This window comes from Nonomuraea sp. NPDC052634 (assembly GCF_040678535.1).
Taxonomy (GTDB): domain Bacteria; phylum Actinomycetota; class Actinomycetes; order Streptosporangiales; family Streptosporangiaceae; genus Nonomuraea; species Nonomuraea fastidiosa.
Genome location: NZ_JBFATY010000001.1, coordinates 2,045,677 through 2,067,950, shown reverse-complemented (window position 1 = coordinate 2,067,950; position 22,274 = coordinate 2,045,677). Strand labels below are relative to the sequence as shown.

At 71.0% G+C, this 22,274-nt stretch carries 21 protein-coding genes; 13 read left to right on the top strand and 8 right to left on the bottom strand.

All coding sequences use genetic code 11. The features are described from left to right. Positions 1-159 precede the first annotated feature (159 nt). Positions 160-1,353: an MFS transporter gene (locus tag AB0K67_RS09310; protein WP_364055452.1), complete on the bottom strand. Its 1,194-nt coding sequence runs from the start codon at positions 1,351-1,353 to the stop codon at positions 160-162. A 59-nt stretch (positions 1,354-1,412) separates the two neighbouring features. Between AB0K67_RS09310 and AB0K67_RS09305 the strand changes: the two genes are divergently transcribed. After that, entirely contained in the window at positions 1,413-2,372 is a 960-nt protein-coding gene (locus AB0K67_RS09305) for a DUF5937 family protein (protein ID WP_364055449.1), read from the top strand. Positions 2,373-2,423: 51 nt separating this feature from the next. Here AB0K67_RS09305 and AB0K67_RS09300 read toward each other — a convergent pair whose 3' ends face one another. Then, a complete protein-coding gene (locus AB0K67_RS09300; RefSeq protein WP_364055446.1) occupies positions 2,424-3,482 on the bottom strand; it encodes a terpene synthase family protein in 1,059 nt (352 codons plus the stop codon). A gap of 54 nt (positions 3,483-3,536) precedes the next feature. After that, on the bottom strand, positions 3,537-4,082 hold the full coding sequence (locus AB0K67_RS09295) for a hypothetical protein (RefSeq protein WP_364055443.1): 546 nt from the start codon (positions 4,080-4,082) through the stop codon (positions 3,537-3,539). Between the two features lie 154 nt (positions 4,083-4,236). On the opposite strand from AB0K67_RS09295, the gene AB0K67_RS09290 reads away from it, so the two are divergent. Together AB0K67_RS09290 and AB0K67_RS09285 are read left to right on the top strand one after the other, a co-directional pair. Beyond that, positions 4,237-5,598, top strand: a complete 1,362-nt coding sequence (locus AB0K67_RS09290) for a glutamine synthetase family protein (RefSeq protein ID WP_364055440.1) — start codon at positions 4,237-4,239, stop codon at positions 5,596-5,598. 247 nt (positions 5,599-5,845) lie between these two features. Then, entirely contained in the window at positions 5,846-6,868 is a 1,023-nt protein-coding gene (locus AB0K67_RS09285) for a beta family protein (RefSeq protein WP_364055437.1), read from the top strand. Here the strand turns inward: AB0K67_RS09285 and AB0K67_RS09280 are convergent. Both AB0K67_RS09280 and AB0K67_RS09275 read right to left on the bottom strand, forming a co-directional pair. Beyond that, positions 6,834-7,448 (bottom strand): sce7726 family protein, encoded by a 615-nt coding sequence (locus tag AB0K67_RS09280; RefSeq protein ID WP_364055434.1) that lies wholly within the window; start codon positions 7,446-7,448, stop codon positions 6,834-6,836. The two genes, AB0K67_RS09285 and AB0K67_RS09280, sit on opposite strands and share 35 nt — an antisense overlap. A gap of 128 nt (positions 7,449-7,576) precedes the next feature. Beyond that, on the bottom strand, positions 7,577-8,170 hold the full coding sequence (locus AB0K67_RS09275) for an AAA family ATPase (RefSeq protein WP_364055431.1): 594 nt from the start codon (positions 8,168-8,170) through the stop codon (positions 7,577-7,579). Between the two features lie 527 nt (positions 8,171-8,697). Between AB0K67_RS09275 and AB0K67_RS09270 the strand changes: the two genes are divergently transcribed. Further along, positions 8,698-9,423, top strand: a complete 726-nt coding sequence (locus AB0K67_RS09270) for a hotdog fold domain-containing protein (protein WP_364055428.1) — start codon at positions 8,698-8,700, stop codon at positions 9,421-9,423. 58 nt (positions 9,424-9,481) lie between these two features. Here AB0K67_RS09270 and AB0K67_RS09265 read toward each other — a convergent pair whose 3' ends face one another. Beyond that, positions 9,482-10,336, bottom strand: a complete 855-nt coding sequence (locus tag AB0K67_RS09265) for an alpha/beta hydrolase (protein ID WP_364055425.1) — start codon at positions 10,334-10,336, stop codon at positions 9,482-9,484. Between the two features lie 51 nt (positions 10,337-10,387). On the opposite strand from AB0K67_RS09265, the gene AB0K67_RS09260 reads away from it, so the two are divergent. Next, positions 10,388-11,098, top strand: coding sequence for a type 1 glutamine amidotransferase (locus AB0K67_RS09260; RefSeq protein ID WP_364055422.1), 711 nt, complete (start codon positions 10,388-10,390; stop codon positions 11,096-11,098). Here the strand turns inward: AB0K67_RS09260 and AB0K67_RS09255 are convergent. Beyond that, positions 10,990-11,655 (bottom strand): HXXEE domain-containing protein, encoded by a 666-nt coding sequence (locus AB0K67_RS09255; RefSeq protein ID WP_364055419.1) that lies wholly within the window; start codon positions 11,653-11,655, stop codon positions 10,990-10,992. The genes AB0K67_RS09260 and AB0K67_RS09255 overlap by 109 nt on opposite strands. Before the next feature lie 84 nt (positions 11,656-11,739). On the opposite strand from AB0K67_RS09255, the gene AB0K67_RS09250 reads away from it, so the two are divergent. Further along, a complete protein-coding gene (locus tag AB0K67_RS09250; protein ID WP_364055416.1) occupies positions 11,740-14,667 on the top strand; it encodes a bifunctional [glutamine synthetase] adenylyltransferase/[glutamine synthetase]-adenylyl-L-tyrosine phosphorylase in 2,928 nt (975 codons plus the stop codon). Between the two features lie 62 nt (positions 14,668-14,729). Beyond that, positions 14,730-15,764, top strand: a complete 1,035-nt coding sequence (locus AB0K67_RS09245) for a hypothetical protein (protein ID WP_364055414.1) — start codon at positions 14,730-14,732, stop codon at positions 15,762-15,764. Here AB0K67_RS09245 and AB0K67_RS09240 read toward each other — a convergent pair. Further along, positions 15,748-17,097, bottom strand: a complete 1,350-nt coding sequence (locus AB0K67_RS09240; RefSeq protein ID WP_364055411.1) for an aminotransferase class I/II-fold pyridoxal phosphate-dependent enzyme — start codon at positions 17,095-17,097, stop codon at positions 15,748-15,750. The genes AB0K67_RS09245 and AB0K67_RS09240 overlap by 17 nt on opposite strands. Positions 17,098-17,209: 112 nt before the next feature. On the opposite strand from AB0K67_RS09240, the gene AB0K67_RS09235 reads away from it, so the two are divergent. Genes AB0K67_RS09235 through AB0K67_RS09210 form a run of 6 tightly spaced genes read left to right on the top strand, consistent with a single transcriptional unit; the run spans position 17,210 to position 22,111 of the window. Next, complete coding sequence (locus tag AB0K67_RS09235; RefSeq protein ID WP_364055408.1) at positions 17,210-18,145, top strand: hypothetical protein; 936 nt, start codon at positions 17,210-17,212, stop codon at positions 18,143-18,145. Further along, positions 18,142-18,963 carry a deaminated glutathione amidase gene (locus tag AB0K67_RS09230; RefSeq protein WP_364055405.1) on the top strand — a complete coding sequence of 274 codons (822 nt, stop codon included), beginning with the start codon at positions 18,142-18,144 and terminating at the stop codon, positions 18,961-18,963. Before AB0K67_RS09235 ends, AB0K67_RS09230 begins: the two co-directional genes overlap by 4 nt. Next, the gene (locus AB0K67_RS09225; RefSeq protein ID WP_364055402.1) at positions 18,956-19,882 is read left to right on the top strand and encodes an ABC transporter substrate-binding protein; all 927 of its coding nucleotides are present in this window, start codon (positions 18,956-18,958) and stop codon (positions 19,880-19,882) included. The genes AB0K67_RS09230 and AB0K67_RS09225 overlap by 8 nt, the downstream gene beginning before the upstream one ends. Further along, positions 19,879-20,793, top strand: a complete 915-nt coding sequence (locus AB0K67_RS09220) for an amino acid ABC transporter permease (RefSeq protein ID WP_364055399.1) — start codon at positions 19,879-19,881, stop codon at positions 20,791-20,793. Before AB0K67_RS09225 ends, AB0K67_RS09220 begins: the two co-directional genes overlap by 4 nt. 8 nt (positions 20,794-20,801) lie before the next feature. Beyond that, entirely contained in the window at positions 20,802-21,554 is a 753-nt protein-coding gene (locus AB0K67_RS09215; RefSeq protein ID WP_364057527.1) for an amino acid ABC transporter ATP-binding protein, read from the top strand. A 5-nt stretch (positions 21,555-21,559) separates the two neighbouring features. Then, positions 21,560-22,111 (top strand): GNAT family N-acetyltransferase, encoded by a 552-nt coding sequence (locus tag AB0K67_RS09210; protein ID WP_364055396.1) that lies wholly within the window; start codon positions 21,560-21,562, stop codon positions 22,109-22,111. Positions 22,112-22,274: the final 163 nt, after the last annotated feature.

Genomic DNA, 22,274 nt, shown 5'->3' with positions numbered 1-22,274 from the left:
TTATCGTCCAAGAGACGAAAAGTGTGCTTTATCTCCTTTTGAAAGACCGGATCGGCGGCGGCAGGGGATCGGGTCGGCGGCGGGGGAGGACCCGGTCAGCGGTGAGGGGGAGACTGGATCGGCGGCGGTGGCCGGGTCGGCGGTGACGGGGAGGCCGGGTCAGCGGCGGCGGATGGCGGGACCGAGGAGGAGCATGCCGGCCGCCGCGATCGCGCCGACGCCGCCGATCGTGAACCACAGCGTCGCGGAGCCCCTCTCGAGCAGCACGCCGCCGAACGTCGGCGCCAGCACCGCCGCCAGCGACCAGGAGAACCCGAACAGCCCGGAGTAGCGCCCGCGCAGCTCTGGCGGTGCCAGCCTGGCGACGATCGAGCCGGGGATGCCGGCGGTGATGATCTCGCCCGCCGTCCACACCGCGATCGTCAGCACCAGCCCCCACATGGTGGTGACGAACGCGGTCATCGCGAACCCGGCCGCCATCACCGCCAGTCCCAGCGCGAACGTGCGCGCAGGGTCGTGCCGCCCCAGCCACCCCGACACCAGCGGCTGGACGACCACGATGAGCACGCCGTTCAGTGCCATGGCCAGGCCGTACTCGCCGGGCGTCAGCTTGACCACCTCGGTCATCGCCACCGGCAGCATGGAGAGCGTCTGGGAGTAGACCAGCGCATTGCCCAGGGCGACCAGCGTGAACCCGACCATGACCCGGTCGCGCAGCACCACGCCGAACCCGCCGCTCGACTCGCGGCCCTGCGGCCGGGTCTCCGGCACCGCCCGCCACACCAGCGCGGCGAAGACCAGGCAGGACACCGCGTCGATCCAGAACAGCCACAGGAAGCCGAGCTGCGCCAGCCAGCCCCCGGCCGTCACGCCGACCGAGTAGCCGAGGTTGATGCCCCAGAACAGCAGCCCGTACGCCCGCGGCCGCTCCTCGGGCGAGACCAGGTCGGCGACCAGGGCGTTGGAGGCCGGCCGGTAGATGTCCGTGACCAGGCCGAGGAAGAACATCGACACCAGGATCGCGGGCAGCGAGGTGCTGTAGCCCAGCGCCAGCATGAACGCGGCCGTGGCCACCATGCCGCCCGCGAGCGTGGCCCGGCGCCCGACGCGGTCGGTGAGCACACCCGCCAGGAACTGCGACAGCAGCGACCCGGCGCCGAACACGCCCATCACCAGGCCCGCGGCGGCGACCGGAAGGCCGCGGCTCTGGGTCAGGAAGACGCCGGTGAAGGGCATGACCATGGTGCCCAGGCGGTTCACCAGCGTGCCGCCCCACAACGCCCAGAAGGGGCGGGGCAGCCCGCCGATCTGCGCCTTGATGAAGGAGGGATTCTCGACAGTAGGCCTCGACACGCCCGATAGCGTGATATGTCGGAATTCGCGGCGCGAACGATTTAGGCAAGACTGAAAGCATGCCCATCACCTGGCGCTTCACATCGGATGACGTCGCCCGCATCCGCTTCGCGTTCTCCCCGATGTGGGAGCTGGTGGCCAGCCTGCGCACGCTGCGGGCGCCCGCCAGGCAGTCGGTCCACCTGCCCTGGCTCAAGGCCGTACGCCCCCGGCTGGCCGGGCTCGACCTCACCGAGCTGTTCGCGCTCGTGCCGCCGACCGGCTACCTCGCCGACTTCCTCACCCCGCCGCCCGACACGCCGATGCCGGACTTCGCCGATGAGCTCGGCCGGGTCAGGCGCAGCGACCCCGGACGGGTCACGGAGGAGGCGGCCCGGCTGCGGGCCGGCGCGCCCGAGGTGATCGACCGGTTCATGGCCGACCCCGAGGCCGGCATCGCGCGGGTGGCCGACACGCTGGAGGCGTACTGGGAGCGGTGCTTCGCCGAGTTCTGGCCCCGCGTGTACGGCCTGCTCGAACGCGACGTGCTGCGCCGTTCGCGCCGCCTCGCCCAGGGCGGGGCCCGCGAGCTGTTCGCCGGGCTCGCCCCCGCCGTGCGGTGGACGGGGGAGCGGCTGATCGTCGACCGCCCCTGTGACATCGAACGGCTCCACGGCGACGGGCTCGTGCTCGTGCCCAGCGCCTTCCACTGGCCGGCCGTGGCCGTGATGTCGGCTCCGTACCAGTCGATGCTCGTCTACCCCGTGGAGGGCGTCGGCACGCTGTGGGAGCAGGGCCCGCCGCCCGCGCCCGACGCGCTCGCCGCGCTGATCGGCAAGAGCCGGGCGCGCATCCTGCTCGCGCTCGCCGAGCCCGCCACCACCTCCGCGCTGGCCGCCCGCATGGACCTCACGCCCGGCGCGGTCAGCCAGCACCTGAGCGTGCTCAGCCGCGGCGGGCTGGCCGTGGGGATGCGGATCGGCAAGCAGGTCGTCTACCGCCGCACCCTCGCGGGCGACATGCTGGCCGGCACCCGCTGACCGCCCCGACGATCAGGGCCGACGATCAGGGCCGGTGATCAGGGCCGGTGATCAGGCGTACCGCTTCGACTCCAGCAACCAGTCGAGGTGGGCGCGCGGCGCCGCCAGATACGCGCACGCCACCTTGCTCACGTCCCGTGCCACCGCGGGCGCGAGGTCGTCGAGCGGCAGCCGCCGCGCGGCCTCGCGCATGTCCTCGCAGCGCCTGGCGATCCTGTCGAGCACCCAGGCCGTCGCCTCCCGCTCGCCCAGCCCGAGCTGCCGCATCGCGAGCACCACGAAGTTGTGCACGTCGCCGCGCTCCTTGGGCCGCGACGCGACGTCGTTGCACCACGCCGTGACGTCGCTGCAGGCGTCCACCAGCAGCCGCCACGGCTCCGACCGCTGCACCCAGACCGGCACCTCGACCCGCAGGCACGGCTCGACCAGGTCGTACAGGTACGGGCCCACGGTGCCCCTGCGCAGCGCCGGATACTCCTCGATCGTCGGCATCCGCCCCGCCGCCCGGTTGTCGGCCTCGGTGCGGCAGGCGTCGTACTGGCGCTGCAGTCCCACCGCGAACCTGGCCCGCCAGCTGTCGCTCATCCGCGCGCTCGTCACCCGCCACAGATCGGCGAAGGCCGCTTCGAGCGGATGGCGGGCGGCGCCCTTGAGCAGGCCGTGGAAGACGTCCAGCGGGCCCGACCGCTCGTCCAGCTCGTCGTCCAGGTGGAACAGCCACGTCAGCCACTGCGCGAACAGCGCCGCGGCCGCGGCGTCGAACTCGGAGAACACCCGGCCCGCCACCCGGTGGTAGCCGACGCCGGGATCGGCGGGCAGGCCCGTACGCCTGGCCCAGTCGATGACGGCCGCCTCGATCGCGTACACGGCCGGGTGCATCCGGCACTGCGCGGCCATCGCGGGCACCCGCTCGGTCAGCGGCAGCAGCGCCGTCGCGGGCGCGTGGCCCCTGCGCGGCAGCGGCAGCAGCGACGACAGCGCCGAGCGCAGCGCGGTGCGCACCGTGGACAGCACGGTGCCGGACGTGGACGGGCTTGCGGCTTGGCCCGATGGCGCGTCGGCGGGCGCGGGCTCCCCACTGTTCGAAGGACTGTTGACTGTGCTCTTCATGGGCTTTTCACCGTGTTCTCTACGTGCTTCTCACAGCGCTCTTCACAGTGCTCTTTACAGAGGGCCGAAAAGCCAGTTGCCGACGGCGTTGGGGTCGTCGCTGCGGTAGTAGTCGGCGAAGGCCGCGACCAGCTCGTCCGTGGTGAGCGCGCCCCTCGCGGACCTGTCGAGCCGGTCGAAGGCCTGGTCCACGTCGTCGTAGGCGACGCCGTACGCCGACAGCAGCGTCCTGAACTCGCCCATGCCGATCTCGCCGTCCCGGTCGCCGTCGCACAGCTCGGCCACCGCCACCGTGGCCGGCCGGAACACCGGGTCGTAGTGCTCGCCGGTGACGAACGCCGCGGTCATCCCCTTGAGGAAGTCGGGGCGCGCGATGCCGGAGTCGCCGTCGCGTTCGAGCGCGTACGAGAGGGTGAACCAGATGCGGTCGAAGCCGTCGACGAGGCGCGCCCCGGTGACCGAGGTGGGGGACTCCCCGAAGCCCACCAGGATGCGGGCGCCCAGCCCCAGCAGGTCCTCACGCTCGACGACGCCGTTGCCGTTCGCGTCGATGTGGTCGAACGCCCGATCGAGCTTGTGATTGAGCAGGTCGATGGCCACCAATGCCTCCCCCGAGACTGACTGCGTTGATCACAGTAGGTCGGGGGAGGCCCTTTGTCAGCGAGGCTCGCACCGGCGACCCTCGTAACGTGTGCGAAACACGGACACGGCATGCTGGTAAGTGACCTGTAGTTTCGTCGATCGAGGGGATGCTGTGGACCGCCAGCAGGAGTTCGTGCTCCGCACGCTCGAGGAACGCGACATCCGGTTCATCCGGCTGTGGTTCACTGACGTGCTCGGCTTCCTCAAGTCCGTGGCGATCGCGCCCGCCGAGCTCGAAGGCGCCTTCGCCGAGGGCATCGGGTTCGACGGCTCGGCGATCGAGGGCTTCGCCCGCGTCTACGAGTCCGACATGCTGGCCAAGCCCGACCCGGCGACGTTCCAGATCCTGCCCTGGCGCAGCGAGGCGCCCGGCGCGGCCCGCATCTTCTGCGACATCCTCATGCCCGACGGCTCGCCGTCCCACGCCGACCCGCGCTGGGTGCTCAAGCGCACGCTCGCCAAGGCCGCCGACATGGGGTTCACCTTCTACACCCACCCCGAGATCGAGTTCTTCCTGCTCAAGAGGAAGCCGGAGCCGGGCGAGCGGCCCGAGCCCATCGACTCGGGCAGCTACTTCGACCACACGCCGCACAGCGCGGGCCACGACTTCCGCCGCCAGGCGATCATGATGCTGGAGTCGATGGGCATCTCCGTCGAGTTCAGCCACCACGAGGGCGCGCCCGGCCAGCAGGAGATCGACCTGCGCTACGCCGACGCGCTCACCACGGCCGACAACATCATGACCTTCCGCCTGGTCATGAAGGAGGTCGCGCTGGAGCAGGGCATCTGGGCCTCGTTCATGCCCAAGCCGTTCACCGAGCACCCCGGCTCCGGCATGCACACCCACATGTCGCTGTTCGAGGGCGACAGAAACGCCTTCTACGAGGCCGGCGCCGACTACCAGCTGTCCAAGGTGGGCCGCTCGTTCATCGCGGGCCTGCTCAGGCACGCCGCCGAGATCACCGCCATCACCAACCAGTGGGTCAACTCCTACAAGCGGCTGTGGGGCGGCGCGGAGGCCATCGCCGGGCAGGGCGGCGAGGCGCCCTCCTACATCTGCTGGGGCCACAACAACCGCTCGGCCCTGGTCCGGGTGCCGATGTACAAGCCGCACAAGACCGGCTCGACCCGCATCGAGTTCCGCTCGCTCGACTCCGCCTGCAACCCGTACCTCGCCTTCGCGCTCATCCTGGCCGCCGGGCTCAAGGGCATCGAGCAGGGCTACGAGCTGCCCGCCGCCGCCGAGGACAACGTCTGGACCCTCACCAGCGCCGAGCGCCGCGCCCTGGGCATCCAGCCGCTGCCCGGGTCGCTCCACGACGCCATCGAGGTCATGGAGCGCAGCGAGCTGGTGGCCGAGACGCTGGGCGAGCACGTCTTCGACTTCTTCCTGCGCAACAAGCGCACGGAGTGGCGCGAATACCGCCGCACCGTGACCGAGTTCGAGCTGGGCCGCTACCTGCCGATCCTCTGACCACAACTCAGAGTTACCTCCTGGTGCCTGAAAGGACGTGGGGCCAACGGCAACGTTGGCTCCGCGTCCGTTTGCAATGCCATGGTCTTTATTGGCAACGCCATTGTTGACCCAGCACGTCAGATGCAAGTCTGGGGATGGCGATAAAAACCTATCGCTGAAGATCTCGACACCTCGCCGCTGCGATGTAACGCTCCAGAGCGAGCACTTACCAAAGGTGTTTCTCCTGGTGAGGGGCAGTGCGGCGGTGTATACACCTATTCTGAAGGGTAAGGCAGGCGAGTTTGAGGCGCTTCGTCATGTCTCGCCGGATGTGCGTTCGGCGATCCGACCCATCATTGAGCTTGTGCCTGATGATGAAGGTCACATAAACCTTGACCAGATGTTGCGTGTCATCAATCGCAGCATACCTTCGGGTCTGCTGATCAGTCTGGACTTCACTTACGTTCGGGATGGATCCGCCTCTCTTCTTTCTGGTGTGGCCGAGCACTTATGTCTGGCCGGGATTCCGTTACGCCCTCTTGTCAGATCGGACGACTCGTCCGAGGCGCTAGGTGCCGCCCGTGACGCGTCCCGCTTGCATGGGCGAGGCGCATGTCTGCGCATGGGGACCTTAGAGGAGGATCCTTCTACCGATGAGGTCGAAGAACGCCTCAGCGACGTCCTGGCGGGTCTTGGCTTAGAGGCCGAGCAAGTTGATCTGTTGATCGACTTCAGAGAAGTGCTTTCGCAGCGGGACGTCGACCGCGTTGCTCCTGCGGCAAGGAAACTTTTGAAGTGGTCGGAGAACCGCCCCTGGCGTTCGGTGACGCTGGCGGCTGGAGGTTTCCCAGAATCAATAGCGGGTCTTGATCGAGATGCGGTTACGGCTGTGCCGCGTTACGACGCAATGCTGTGGAAGTCGGTGACGCAATCGGTGAACAGTCTTCCGGTCTGGTTCGGAGACTACGGAATCGCCAACCCTGCACCGGTCAAGCGGGTTCCGCACCCGTCGATGCCTAATTTGCGCTATACGGCTGGGCTTAACTGGATGGTTTATAGGCAAGCATCGCCACGGGAAGCGGGGAACGAGCGGTTCTACGAGCTGTGTACGGCCCTGGTCGGATCATCGCATTGGATGGGCCCCCAATATTCGTGGGGAGACGAACGACTCGATCGATGCGCGAGCAGGTCCATCACCCCTGGTAATGCCAGCAAGTGGCGTGCTTACGGAACCTCACACCATCTGGCGGTGGTCACTGACCGCCTGGCCAGTCTTGGCGAGCCCTGAGCTGACCTCGTACAACCGTCTTCAGCTCATCCAATGGGACCTCTGTGGCAAGCCGTTCCCAGATCAGCCAGCGGCGCTTGTCGCCCATGCCGCGCCCCAGCCCGCGGCGGCGCAGCTCTGCCAGGGCCTCTTCGCGCCACAGGAGTTGAACGATCGCCATCGCGTCTTGGGCGTCGTTGAGAGCTCCTGGGCGGACAACTGTCAAGCTTGGTGTCGGCTCGCCCGGTTCAGCTCGGATGATCTGCCACCAAACCGGCAGCATTTCGATGGCAGGCTCTAGGTAGCGGTCCGTGGTGATGAGGGTCACGCGGTCGAGCACTCTTCCATAATCCGCTGCCTGGCCCGCTAGGCGTGCCAGGGTGTCGTAATCGCTCTTGATCTCGAAACCGCTCAGATCGCTGTTGATCACTGCAACATCGATCCGCCGCCCGCCGGCGCACAGTCCCATCTCCTGCCTGATCAGCGTCTCCGCATCTCCACGGTGCTCCTGTCGAAGCCGCGTCATGAGCGCGGAACGAATGTCGGAGTCTCGCATCAACATGGCCCAGACATCATGCTCCCCCAGATGTGCGAGCGCCATCGGACCTGGCAAGCTCGGTGATGGGCCGTGTTCCATCGTGCGATCTTCGTGTGGAGGGCGGCTATTTAGTGATCACGATGTAGGCGGCTGTAGGTCGTTCGAGGGCGGCTGGTCGCCGTGCGCCGGCGTCACCCGCTGACGTGGCGGGCAGGGGCGTCGAAGACGATGGACTCCAGCAGGTCGGCCTGGGCGCGGTCGATGACGTGCGCGCCCGCGGCCGGGGCGGGGTCGCCGCCTTTGACGCGGGTCAGCAGGCTCCGCACCCGGCGCTGGTGGCGGGCGAACGTCCGCGGCGAGACCACCCGGCCCCGCGCACGCTGCCCGGCCAGCGCCTCCTCGGGCGGCGCGTCCAGCAGCAGCAGGTGGAAGTCCGCGCCGTGCCTGCGGGCCAGCCAGGCGAAGCCGCGCAGCACGTACGGCGCGCAGCCCCGGTTGTGCGCCACCACCGACGCGCCCTGCGCCAGCGCCCGCCGGATGCGGCTCACGTGGGTGACGAACACCACGGCCCGCCGCAGCGGGTAGGGCGCCCAGGTGAGCCTGCCGTCCCAGCGCCGCCGCGACTGCGATGAGTCGATCACCACGACCGTGCCGGCGGTCACGGGCATGCTCTCGTCGCCGTGCAGGCCGTACAGGCGGCGCAGCAGCGTGCTCTTGCCCGCGCCCGGCAGCCCCGTCAGGATGACCAGGGACCCGGGCGGGTACCGCAGCCTCGCCCCCTCCACGCTCCCCACCCCCGCCGATCACGCCTTTTCCGATCTTGTACGCCGCGCCAGGATAGGCCGTGCGCACCTCCAGCCTCTGCGACACCGGCGAAATCCGCGCACTCCCGGCTCCGGCGGGGCCGCCCGGTACGGGGGTCAGGACGGGTGCTGACCAGGGGCGATCGGGCATGCCTGCGCATGCTTTGACGGGCTCCTCACCGGATTCGGCGGAATCGTTCGCGGCATGCGGGAAACCCCGTTAAGGTACTGCCAACGCCTTGATCGGCCTCACTCCTGAAGTGGTTCGGAGTGAGGCCGATTTTCGTTCCTTCTCACGCCCGGGACACGTCCCCGCGATGCGCGGCGCCTATCGTCGTGAAACCCCCTGGGCGAGGGAAGTTTCGGGCCCCTTCGAGGCGTTATGGAGGAGCACCGAGTGGCCGCCAGGACCCCCGTCCCCTGGTAAAGCGGGAGTCCAGTAAAATCGGCCTGCTCTTTACGATATTTTCGGACTTTTCGCCGATTGGGGCGATATAGGAGGGTGTGGCATGACGACGGCTGCCTTGCAGACCGTGTTGACCGTTCCCAAGCGCTTCCGTGGTCCCGTGGGCGTCGCCAACGGCGGCTGGATCGCGGGCACCATGGAGGAGGCGCTGAACGGTGGCCGATCAGGTAGCCGATCAGCCGTCGAGGTCACCCTGCACGCTCCGACTCCGCTGGAGACCGAGCTGCGTCTCGACCACATGGCCAACTCCGCCTCCCTTTTCCACGGCGACAAGCTGCTGGTCGAGGCCATCCCCGTGACGGAGGACCTCGAGGGCCCCGGCTTCGTGCCGTTCAACGACGCGGCCCGCGCCGAGGCCGGGTTCGCGGGCCTGCGCAAGCACCCGTTCGCCGAGTGCTTCGCCTGCGGCCTGCGCGAGCCCGGTGACGGCCTGCGCATCTTCCCCGGCCCGGTCGAGGGCAGTGACCTGGTGGCGGCCGGCTGGCGGGTGCCGTTCACGGTGACCGACGAGGACGGCGTCCCGGCCTCCATCATCGGCGCGGTGCTCGACTGCATCACCGGCTGGGCCCACTTCGGCCCGGGCGAGAGCGCCCTGCTGGGCCGGCTGACCCTGCAGATCCGCGGTGAGATCCTGCCGGGCGGCCGCTACTCCGTGGTGGCCCGCCCGACCGGCCGCGACGGCCGCAAGCTCTACGGCCAGAGCGGCATCTACGAGGTGGACGGCACGCTGGTCGCGGCGGCCAAGGCCACCTGGATCGCTCCACGCTGAACCGCGTAGCGCAAGGGGCCTCCGAGCGCGTCTCGGAGGCCCCTTCGCATGTCCGGGGTCAGGACGTGAGCCGCTCCACGACGATGTCCGCGCAGCGCTCGTCGAACAGGATCGTGTAGTGATTGCAGTCGGGCACCACCTCGTCGCGCAGCTTCGGCAGGCGCTCGATCCAGGGCCTGACGAGATCGTCGGGCAGCATCCCCACCGGCTGGTCGAGCAGGCCGCGCGGGGCCCGCAGCAACGTCAGCGGCGCGGAGATCCGCTCAAGGGCCGCCGCGATCCTGTCCCGCTCGGCGTGCAGCCACCGGCCGTCCTCCAGCACCGCCTCGCCGACCGCCCGCGGCCGCAGCGCGCCCTCGGGCCCGGTGAGGTCATAGCGCGCGTACGCCTCGACGTCGTCGGTCCACTTGCCGGCGAAGGCCGGGTGGGCCTTGAAGAACTCCACGTACTCCTCGGGCGAGGCGTACGTCTGCCGCAGCCGTTCCAGCGCCGGGCCCAGCAGGGCCCGGGTGGCCGTGTCCGGATCCTGGCCTTCGGGCAGCGGGGCGAACGGGATGCCGCCGTCCACCAGCACGACCTTGGCGAACTCCCGCTGCGCGGCGGCCAGCACGGCCACGTACGCGCCCATCGAGTGCCCGGTCAGCACCGCGCCGGGCCCCGCGCCGACGCGCTCGGCGATCCGCAGCACGTCCTCGGCGTGCCGGTCCAGCCCGTACGGGCCGGGCAGCGAGTCGCTGTGCCCGCGTCCGCGCAGGTCGATGGCGACCAGCGACCAGCCGTCCGGCAGCCGCCTGCCCACCGTCGCCCAGGCCATGAGCGAGGCCGAGATGCCGTGCGCGGCGACGATCTTGCGCGGGCCCTTGCCGAACGTGGCGATGCGCTGCCCGTCCACCTCAGCGAATTCAACAGTCATGCGGGGCAGCATAGAGACCGGCACTGGCAAAATGGCCGGATAATTGTGGATATGCGGATCACGGTCATCGAACACGAGGCCGAGGCCGGTCTCGGGTACCTCGCCGGCTGGCTCGGCGTTCCCTGCGACGTCGTGCGGCCCTACCTGGGGCAGGAGGTGCCGGAACGGGCGGCCGACGGGCTGATCGTGCTCGGCGGCGCGGCGGCGGCCTGGGAGGACGAGCGCAGCCCCTGGCAGCCCGCCACCCGCGACCTGCTGCGGCGCGCCGTGGACGAGGGCACGCCCACGCTGGGCATCTGCCTGGGCGCGCAGCTGCTCACCATGGCCTGCGGCGGCACGGTCGAGCGCGGCCCGGCCGGCCTCGAAGTGGGCGCGTGCGAGGTGATCGCGCTGCCCGCCGCCGCCTCCGACCGGCTCTTCTCGGGCGTCGGCGAGCGGGCGGTGGCCGTGCAGTACCACCAGGACGCGATCACGCGGCTGCCGGACGGCGCGGTGCCGCTGTTCACCGGAGACCGCTACCCCAACCAGGGCTACCGCCTGGGCGAGGCGGCCTGGGCGGTGCAGTTCCATCCGGAGGCCACGCCCGAGATCTTCGCCGCCTGGACGGCGCAGTCCGCTCACTCCGCCGAAGGTGACAGCCTGAGCGCCCAGGGCTACCGAGCCGAGGAGCTGAACGCCGAGGTGAAGGCCGCCGAGGACCGGCTGGTGGCGACCTGGCGCCCGGTGGCCGAGGCTTTCGGGGCCCTGGTCAAGAACTCCTGAGCCCGCCGCGCCAGGGTCTGCGCGTTCTTCGAGTTCCCGCGGCGGCCGGTGAGGGCGTGGGCGAGCGCGTGCACGCCCGCCAGCACCAGCGGCAGCGCCGCCAGACCGCCCGTACGCGACGTCACCGGCACCTCGGCGGCCCGTAGCCGCCGCCAGGCCCACACCGCGTACGGGAGCACCACCAGGGGAGCGGTCACCACGCCGGGCACGTACCCCCTGACCAGCGCCGCCTGCGCCAGATGCAGCACCCCGTGCACCCCGAACCCGGCCAGCGCCGCCTGGAAGACCGGGCTGCGCCCGCCCGTACGCGCTCCCAAGGCCGCCGCGCCCGCGACGACCCCGCCCATGAGCCCGATGGCCGCGTTCACGTGCGCCTGCGACACCTCAAACCGCTCCCACGGCACCCCGGGGAAGCGGGACTCCAGCCGGGGCCGCGCCTGCCGCGTCCACCGCGCCATCGTGGCCAGCTCCTCGGCGTCGTGCACGACCCACGCCCCCAGCAGCCCCCACGCCACACCGGCGGGGACCCGGCCCGCCACTCCCTCGTCCCGGCTCATCAGCACGCCTCCTCGATTGCAACGCAACGTTGCGTTGTGATGTCATGCTACGGCCGTACGGGAAAGAGCTGTCAAGATGGAGGGGTGCCCAGGATCGAATCCACCGCGGCCAGGCTCGCCAAACTCGGTTTCGCCGACGGCGCCAGGGCCGCCCAGCTGGTCAGCCAGTCACCGGCCGATCTCGACGACATCCTGGAGGCGCTGGTCGACGTCGCCGATCCCGATCAGGCGCTGGTCTCGATCACCCGGCTGATCGAGCGCGAGCCCGCCGTCCTCGCCACGGTGCGCGGCGACGACCGGCTCAGGAGCCGCCTGCTGGCCGTGCTCGGGGTGAGCGCGGCGCTCGGCGACCACTTCGTCCGCCACCCCGGCCACATCGCCCTGCTGGCGCAGGACGGCCTCGGCGACGCCAGGGCCGAGCTGCTGCGCGCCGTCGGCGCGGAGCCGGACGAAAGCGAGCCGCGCGCGCAGGCCGGCGGCAACGACGCGCTCACGGCCCTGCGCGTGGCCTACCGCGGCAGGCTCGCCCACCTGGCAGCGCGCGACCTCACCGGCACGCTCACGCTGCAGGAGGTCACCGCCGAGCTGTCCGAGCTCGCGGGCGCCGCGCTGGAGGCCGCGCTCGCCATCGCGCGCGCCGAGATCGACGCCTCCGACGTGCGCCTGGCGGTCATCGGCATGGGCAAGTGCGGCGCCAGGGAGCTCAACTACATCAGCGACGTCGATGTGATCTTCGTCGCCGAGCCCAAGGACGGCGCCGACGAGACCAAGGCGCTGCGCACGGCCACCCGGCTCGCCCAGGCCATGATGCGGGCCTGCTCGGCCACCACCTCCGAGGGCTCGCTGTGGGAGGTCGACGCCGGGCTGCGGCCCGAAGGGCGCTCGGGGCCGCTGGTCCGCACGCTGGAGAGCCACCTCGCCTACTACCGCCGCTGGGCCAAGACGTGGGAGTTCCAGGCGCTGCTCAAGGCCAGGCCGGTGGCGGGCGACCTCGACCTCGGCGCCTCCTACGTCGCCGCCGTCAACGAGATGGTCTGGTCGGCCGCCACCCGCGAGCACTTCGTCGAGGACGTCCAGGCCATGCGCCGCCGGGTCGAGGCCCACGTGCGCGAGCAGGGCGACCGGCATCTCAAGCTGGGGCCAGGCGGGCTGCGCGACATCGAGTTCGCCGTGCAGCTGCTCCAGCTCGTGCACGGCAGGCTCGACCCGCTGCTGCGCCGCAGGGCCACGCTGCCCGCGCTGGCCGCGCTCTCCCGGGGCGGCTACGTCGGGCGCGACGACTCGCGGAGCCTGGCCGAGGCGTACTCGTTCCTGCGCCAGGTCGAGCACCTGCTGCAGCTCCACCGGATGCGCCGCACCCACGTCGTGCCCACCGACGAGGCCGATCTGCGCCGCCTCGGACGGGCGCTCGGCATGTACGCCGACCCGGTGGGGGAGTTCACCACCCGGTGGCGCCGCCACGCGATGGAGGCCAGGCGGCTGCACGAGAAGCTGTTCTACCGGCCGCTGCTGCAGGCCGTGGCGCGGCTGCCGGAGTCGGAGGCGCGGCTGTCCGCCTCGGCCGCCGAGGCCCGGCTGAAGGCTCTCGGCTACGTCGATCCCGCCGGCGCGCTGCGCCACATCGCCGCGCTGTCCACCGGCGTCTCCCGGCGGGCCGCGATCCAGCGCACGCTGCTGCCGGTGATGCTCGGCTGGTTCGCCGACACGCCCGACCCCGACGCCGCGCTGCTCGGATTCCGCCAGGTCAGCGACAAGCTCGGCAGCACGCCGTGGTACCTGCGGCTGCTGCGCGACGAGACCGCCGTCGCGGCCAGGATGGCGCGGCTGCTCGGCACCAGCCGCTACGCCACCGGCCTGCTCATGCACGCCCCAGAGGCGGTCGCCATGCTGGGCTCCGACGACGAGCTGACCCCGCGCCCGCCCGAGTCGCTGCTGGGCGAGGCGTCGGCGGCGGTCTCCCGGCACGGGGGCGACCCCGAGGGCGCCGTCACCGCGGTGCGGGCGTTGCGGCGCAAGGAGCTGTTCCGCACGGCCGTGGCCGACATCTCCGGCCTCATCGACATCGAGACCGTCGGCACGGCGCTGTCGCGGCTCAACGACGTGACGCTGCAGGCGGCGCTCGACGCGGCGTTCGGCGAGGCGCGCGAGCTGACCTCGTTCGCGATCATCGCGATGGGCCGGCTCGGCGGCATGGAGTGCTCCTACGCCAGCGACGCCGACGTGATGTTCGTGCACTCGCCGCTGCCCGGCGTGGACGAGCGGGCGGCCACCGACGCCGCCTTCGCCGTCGCCAACGAGGTGCGCAGGCTGCTGGCGCTGCCCGCGCCCGACCCGCCCCTGCACGTCGATCCTGGCCTGCGCCCCGAGGGCCGCCAGGGGCCGCTGGTGCGCACGCTGGCCTCCTACCGCTCCTACTACGAGCGCTGGTCGTCGCCGTGGGAGGCACAGGCGCTGCTGCGGGCCAGGTTCTCGGCGGGCGACCCCGAGCTGGGCGAGGCGTTCACGGCCGTGATCGACGAGCTGCGCTACCCGCGCGACGGGCTGAGCGCCGGCGCGGTCAGGGAGATCAGGCGGCTCAAGGCCCGCATGGAGGCCGAGCGGCTGCCGCGCGGCGCCGACCCGGCGCTGCACACCAAGCTCGGCCCCGGCGGGCTGTCCGACGTCGAGTGGGTGGCCCAGCTCCTGCAGCTGCGCCACGCCGGCGCGCGGCCGTCGCTGCGCACCACGCGCACGCTGGAGGCGCTGCGCGCGGCCGTGGCCGAGGAGCTGCTCGCGCCCGAGGACGAGGCGGTGCTGGCCGAGGCGTGGCGCTTCGCCTCCCGCGTCCGCGACGCGATCATGCTGGTCAAGGGCCGGCCGGGCGACAGCGTCCCGAAGGACTCCACCGAGCGCGGGCTGATCGCCCGCACGCTCGGCTACCCGCCCGAAGGCTCTGAGGACTTCCTCGACGACTACCGCCGGGTCACCCGGCGCGCCCGCAAGGTGGTGGAACGCGTCTTCTACGGCGACTGATCCGCATTTCCGGGGGTTCCTGATGCGCTGCGTCATTGCGCCATCACCCCCGCGGGTGTTTCATGGCCGCCGTGTTATCCGTGTATCTGGACCTCGCACTCGGCCTGGTCGTGACGTTCCTGCTGCTGTCGTTGCTGGTGAGCGGCATCAACGAGGCCGTCGTACGGCTGCTGTCCATCCGCAGCAAGTTCCTGTGGGCCTATCTCAGGGACACCATGGACGGCGCGGGACCCCACGGTTCATGGCTGCCCACGAGGGTGGTCGACGTGTTCAAGACGATGCCGTTCCTCCGCGACCCGCGGCCCGCCCACGAGGCCAGGCCCGCGCCCGCCAGCGCCGGCGAGGTGCCGGAGACCGGCACCGGCGCCTCCATGATCAACCTGCTGTACGAGCGGGTCAGGGAGATCGACCACGGCAAGCAGGGCAGGACGAGCATCGCCGAGATCCCGCCCGCCAGGTTCGCGGTGGCGGTGATGGAGCTGGCCGCCGCGAACGGCGACGTCGAAGGCCTCCTGGCCAGGCTCAAGCAGATGGGCAGCCCGCTCTACGGCCACCTCAAGGGCGTCTGGGAGTCCGCGCAGGGCGACCTCGACCGGTTCAGGCGCGGCGTCGAGAGCTGGTTCGACGGCGAGATGGAACGCCTGTCGATGCTCTACAAGCGCTACGCCAAGTGGGTGCTCGCCGTGCTGGGCGTCGCGGTGACGCTGCTGTTCAGCATGGACGGCCTGGAGTACGCCAAGACGCTGCTGCGCGACGACGCCTTCCGCGCCTCGGTGACGGCCGTGGCCGGGTCGGGGCAGGGCGCGTACGACGAGCTGAAGGCCCGCTGCACCGGCGCCGGCGATCCGGTCACCTGCGTCACCGAGACGCTCAGCGAGCCCGCGCTGGTCAAGCTGATGGGCCAGGCGCTGGTCAGCGTCTCGCTCCCGGCCGACGGCGAGCCTGAGGTGCGTTGGAACGGCGGCGCGTGGTGGGACCGCGTCAGCACGCCGAGCCACTGGCCCGGCTTCGTGCTGACCTCCGTGGCGCTGCTGTTCGGCGCGCCGTTCTGGTGGGACGTGCTGCGCCGCATCGCCGGGCTCAGGTCGCGGCGCTGACCCCGCGCCCGGCGGCAAGCGCGATCACGTCGGCCAGCTCGGCCAGCTCCGCCGGGTCGTCGGTGAGCCGGGCCGTGGCCAGCCGCAGGTGGGGCCGGGCGCTCTGGTCGATGACGTACCGGCTGCCGGGGGCCACCGAGATGCCGTGCGCGGCCAGCGTGACCAGGGCGGCGGGCTCGTCGCGTACGGGGACCCAGAGCACCAGCCCGTCCCTGCCGCCGGTGCGCACGCCGCGCGCCGCCAGCTCGGCGGCCATCCGCGCCCGCCGCCGCGCGTAGACCTCGCGGGCGCGGGCCACGCACGCCTGCGCGCCCGCGTCCTCGAGCAGGTGGGCGAGCGCGTCCTGAAGGATCCTGCTCGTCCAGCCGGTGCCGAAGCTGCGCAGCACGCGCACCCGCTCCACCGCGTCGGCCGCGCCGCCGATCACCGCGATCCGCAGGTCCGGCCCGTGCGACTTCGAGTACGAGCGCACCAGCACCGTACGGTCGGGAAAGCGCGTCCCCATGCTGACCATCGGCGAGACCGACAGCTCGCCGATGCCGTCGTCCTCCACGATGAGCGTGGCGGCCGGCTCCAGCAGGCCGGCCAGCTCCGCCGAGCGCTCCGGCGTGACCGCGTGCCCGCACGGCGACTGCCCGCGCGGCTGGTAGACGAACGCCACCGGCCGCGCCTTCAGCGCCTTGGCCAGCGCGTCCGGCAGCGGTCCTTCCTCGTCGCAGGCGACCGGGATGATCTGTACGCCGATCGTCTCCAGGATGTCCAGCAGCCGCGCGCCCGTGGGCTCCTCGATGGCGATGCGGTCGCCGGGCAGCGCCGTCGTCTGGCAGAGGAGCTGCACGGCCTCGTACCCGCCGCCGACCGCGAGCCAGCTCTGCGCGGCGAACGGCCAGGTGGGCTCCACGGCGGCGCGCAGGCGCGGGGTGATGGTCGCGCGGGCGTAGTCGTTGAGCCCGTCGGTACGCGCGGCGGCGACCAGCGCGGCCTCCAGCGGCGGCAGCAGCGCCGTGTCCGGGGAGGCGATGGTCAGATCGACGGCCAGGCGGTCGCCCCAGTGGCCGAGCCGCTCGTACCGGATGGGGCGCGGCACGTCGGGCGGCCCGAGCACCACCGTGCCGCGCCGCCGATCGGTCTTGATCATGCCGTGCCTGCGCAGCTCAGACCACGCCTCGGCGACTGTTCCCGAGCTCACGCCGAGCTCCCTGGCCAGGCCGCGGACCGTGGGCAGGCGCGCCTGCGCCGTCACCGTCCCCTCCCTGATGAGGTCGGTGAGTGCGGCGGCGATGCCGCGCGCGCTCGGGTCGTCGATGCGCCGCGCCAGCCAGGCAGCGTCCACTTTGCCCCCTTATAAATCTTTGTTCAGCAACAAAGATCTTCTTGTGCAGGTCGCTGCGCTGAACATATGGTTTCTGGCAATTCACAGCAAGTTCGCATCGTTTGGGGGATTTGTGGCGGTCATTCGCCTTGCCGTACGCGATTGGGACCATCTCGTGCCGATCGTCACAGGAGCCGTGCGCGCCGAGGGGTTCGAGCTGCACCTCGACTCCAGGGCCGTCACGCCGGACGTTCTCCGCGAGCCCGGTCTCGACGGCGGCGAGACCTCCTTCAGCCGGTACGTGCTCGGCCGCGCCGCGGGCGACGACCGGCTCGTGGGCCTGCCCGTGTTCGTGATGCGCGGGTTCCGCCACCGCTGCGTGCTCGTCCGCCGCGACAGCGACCTGACCTCGTTCGGCCAGCTCGACGGCGCCCGCATCGGGCTCACCGGCTGGCCCGACTCCGGCAACACCTGGACGCGCGCGCTGTTGCGCGCTGAGGGCGTGGACCTGACCGGCGTCACCTGGACGGTCGGGCCGCTCGTCGCGGGGGAGACAGGCAAGGACCGCGTCGGCCCCGTGCCGTTCCCCGGCAACGTCTCGCTCACCGAGGACGGCCTGGCGGAAGGGCTCGCCGAGGGCCGCTACGACGCCATCATGACGCCGTTCATGCCGGAGGAGTTCTTCACCCCCGAAAGCCGCTTCCGCCACCTGCTGCCCGACCACCGCGCCGCCGAGCTCGCCTACTACCGGCGGACCGGCTTCGTGCCCGGCATTCACCTGGTGACGCTCAAACGCGAGAGCGTCGAGCGCCACCCGTGGCTGCCGCAGGCCGTCACCGAGCTGTTCGAACGTTCCAAGCGGCACTGGCTGGCCCGCCGCCGCCTGCTCGCCGACACCACGCCGTGGCTCCTCGCCGACCTCACCGACACGGCCGCCACGTTCGGCGCCGACTGGATGCCGTACGGGGCCGCGCCCAACGCCGCCATGGTCGCCGCGTTCTGCGAGGAGCTGCACGCCCAGGGCATCGCGAACCGCCGCATCGAAGCCGAGGAGGTCTTCCCCGCATGACCGGCCGGACCAACGACCTGACCATCGCGGTCGGCCAGTTCGCCTCGTCCGAGGACTGGACCGCCAACCTCAAGACCTGCAAGGAGATGATCGACGGCGCCGTGGCCGGGCGGGCGGACCTGCTCGTGCTGCCCGAAGGCTCGCTCGCGCTCTTCGTGGACGAGCCGGTACGCATCCGCGAGGCCGCACAGCCGCTGGACGGCCCGTTCGTCACCGGCCTGGTCGAGCACACCCGCGGCTCGTCCACCACGGTGATCGCCGGCGTGCACGTGCCCGCGGGCGACGGCCGCGTCTCCAACGTGCTCGTCGCCGCCAGGGACGGCCGGATCGTCGGCACCTACGTCAAGCTCCACCTGTACGACGCCTTCGGCCGCCGCGAATCCGACAACGTCGTCCCCGGCACCAACGCCCCCGTCGTCATCGACGTCTCGGGCTGGAAGGTCGGCCTGATGACCTGCTACGACGTGCGCTTCCCCGAGCTCGCCCGGCTGCTCGCCGACCAGGGCGCGCAGGTGCTCGCGCTGCCCGCCGCCTGGGTGCGCGGCCCGGCCAAGGAATGGCACTGGGAGGTCATGGTCACCGCCCGCGCCCTGGAGAACACCTGCTACGTCGCCGCATCCGGCGAATGCGGCCGCCGCAACATCGGCGCCAGCATGATCGTCGACCCGCTCGGCATCACCCGCGCCCGGCTCGGCGACGCGCCCGGCCTGCTGTGGTCCGTCGCCTCCGCCGCCGAACTCGCCTCCGCCCGCACGACGCTGCCCGTACTCGAGAACCGGCGCTTCGCCGTGGACCCCCGATTGGAGCCCCATGACTAAGCCCGCGACCGCGCTCCTCGCCGCCGCCGCGCTCCTGCTGGCCGGCTGCGGAGCCAACCCGCCCGAGGCCGAGGGCGTGCTGGAGCCCACCGGCCAGACCGCCTCATCCGCCGCCGGAGAGACCAAGGACCAGGCCCTGTACGACCGGCTGCCCGACAAGGTGAAGAAGGCCGGCAAGCTCGTCTCGGTCAACAACGGCTCGTTCCCGCCGTACGAGATCGCCGGCTCCGACGGCAGGTCGCTCACCGGTGCCGCCGCCGACATGGCCGACGCGCTCGGCCGGCTGCTCGGCGTCACGATCGAGCACGTCACGGTGGACGGCCTGCCCAGCTCGCTGACCGGCATCGCCTCCGGCCGCTACGACTTCGCGATCGGCCCCATCGGCGACTTCCCCGACCGGCAGAAGGCCAACGACTTCATCGACTGGGTCAAGGAGTACGTCGTCTTCGCCGTGCCCAAGGGCAACCCGCACGGCATCCGCTCCGTCGCCGACACCTGCGGCCTGAAGATCTCGGTCATGGCCGGCGGCTCCGCCGAGGCGGTGATCAAGGGCCAGTCCGCCACCTGCGTCAAGGAGGGCAAGCCGAAGATCACCGTGCAGTCGTACAAGGACCAGCCGACCTCCGTGCTCGCGGTCAGCTCCGGCCGGGCGGACGCGTTCTTCTCCTCCCAGGCCCCGCTCACCTACTTCGTCGACCAGGCCGGCGGCAAGCTGGAGCTGGCCGGCAAGGGCCAGCCCAACGGCTTCGACGACCTCTACCAGGGCGCCGTCGTGGCCAAGGACTCGCCGCTGCGCGACGTGTTCAAGGACGCCTTCCAGAAGCTCATGGACGACGGCACGTACGACAAGATCATGGACAAGTGGAAGACCAGCGACAACAAGCTGGACAAGGCCGGAATCAACCTGGCGAAGTCATGACCTCCGAACCTCCCGAGATCGACGTCGCGGGCGCCGCGCACACCCGCCACCCGCTGCGCTGGGTCGCCTCGGTCGTCCTGCTCGTCCTCGCCGCCCAGCTCGTCAGCCTGCTGGTCACCAACCCCAACTTCCAGTGGGACGTGGTCGGCAGCTACGTCAACGCCCAGATCATCGGCCAGGGCATCGCCACCACGCTGCTGCTCACCGTCATCGCCATGACGGTCGGCGTCGTGCTGGGCGTGCTGCTGGCCGTCGGCCGCCTGTCGGAGAACCCCGTCGCCCGCGCCGCCTGCGGGCTCTACGTCTGGTTCTTCCGCGGCACGCCGGTGCTGGTGCAGCTCGTGCTCTGGTACAACCTGTCGTACCTGCTGCCGGAGATCTCCTTCGGCATCCCGTTCGGGCCCGAGTTCGTCACCGCCGACACCAACGTGCTCATCACGCCGCTGCTGGCCGCAATCCTCGGACTCGGGCTGAACGAGGGCGCCTACATGGCGGAGATCATCCGCGGCGGCCTCATGTCCGTCGACCCCGGGCAGAGCGAGGCCGCCGCCGCGCTCGGCATGAGCAGCGGCCGCACCTTCCGCCGCATCGTGCTGCCCCAGGCCATGCGCTTCATCATCCCGCCCACCGGCAGCCAGGTGATCAGCATGCTCAAGGCGACGTCGCTGGTGAGCGTCATCGCGCTGTCCGACCTGCTCTACACCGTGCAGTCCATCTACAACCGCACGTTCCAGACCATCCCGCTGCTGATCGTCGCCTGCATCTGGTACCTGATCATCACCTCGATCCTGTACGTCGGCCAGTCGTTCATCGAGCGCCACTACGCGCGCGGCGCCACCAGGAACGCGCCGCAGAGCTTCTGGGCCTTCGCGACCTTTCGCCGCCGCCGTCCCACGGAGGTGACCTCGTGAGCGTCCCCATGGTGCGCGCCCGCGCCGTACGCAAGCGCTTCGGCCACCTCGAAGTGCTCAAGGGCATCGACCTGGACGTCCAGCCGGGGGAGGTCGTCGTCATCCTCGGGCCGTCCGGCTCCGGCAAGTCCACGTTCCTGCGCTGCGTCAACCACCTGGAGACCATCGACGGTGGCGCCATCCACGTGGACGGCGAGCTGATCGGCTTCGAGGTGAAGGGCGGCAAGGTCCGCCACCTGCGCAAGCGGGAGATCACCCGGCAGCGCAGGGAGATCGGCATGGTCTTCCAGCAGTTCAACCTCTTCCCGCACATGACCGTGCTGCAGAACGTCATGGAGGCGCCGGTCGGCGTCCGCGGCGAGCCGCGCGACGAGGCCAAAGAGCGTGCGTACGCGCTGCTGCGCCGCGTCGGCCTGGAGGACAAGGCGGCCGCCTACCCCCGCCAGCTCTCCGGCGGCCAGCAGCAGCGCGTCGCGATCGCCAGGGCCCTCGCCATGCGGCCCAAGCTCATGCTGTTCGACGAGCCCACCAGCGCGCTCGACCCCGAGCTCGTCGGCGAGGTACTGGCCACCATGAAGAGCCTCGCCGAGGACGGCCTCACCATGATCGTGGTGACCCACGAGATCGGGTTCGCCCGCGAGGTGGCCGACCGCGTGGTGTTCATGGACGGGGGAGTGGTCGTCGAGTCCGGCCCGCCGGCCAAGGTGCTGGACGATCCGAGCAACGAGCGGACCAAAGCGTTCCTGAGCCGCGTACTGTAGCTCTGATGGAAACGGCTCGACTGGAAACAGAGCGGTTGATCATGCGCAGGTGGCGCGAAGAGGACCGCGAGCCCTTCGCCGCCATGAACGCCGACCCCGAGGTCATGGAGCACTTCACCGGCCTGCTCGGCCGCGAGCGGAGCGACGCCCTCGTCGACCGGATCGAGCGGCACTTCGACGAGCACGGCTACTCGCTGTGGGCGCTCGAACTGCGCGGCAGCGGGCGGTTCATCGGCTTCGCCGGGCTGATGCTCCAGACCTTCGACGCACCGTTCCTCCCGGCCGTCGAGATCGGCTGGCGGCTGGCCCGCTCCGCGTGGGGCCACGGCTACGCCATCGAGGCCGCCAGGCGCGCCGCCCGCTACGCCTTCGAGGAGGCCGGCCTCGACGGGCTCATCTCGATGACGGCCGTGCAGAACCGGCGGTCGCGGTCGGTCATGGAGCGCCTGGGCATGACCCGCGATCCGGCCGAGGACTTCGACCACCCCCTCGTCCCGAAGGACAGCCCGATCTCCCGCCACGTGCTGTACCGCCTGCGCCGCCCCGCGACGACCTGACCCCGGCCAACGGCGGCCCGGACCGGCCCCTGGCGACGCGACCCGGCCGCTGGTGACGCGACCGGCCGCTGATGGCGTGGCCCGGCCGCGTTGACCGGGCGCCGGGGCCGCCCCGCTATAGGCTGCCGGAAGAAGATCCCGATCCCGGCAGCCTGCACAGCGC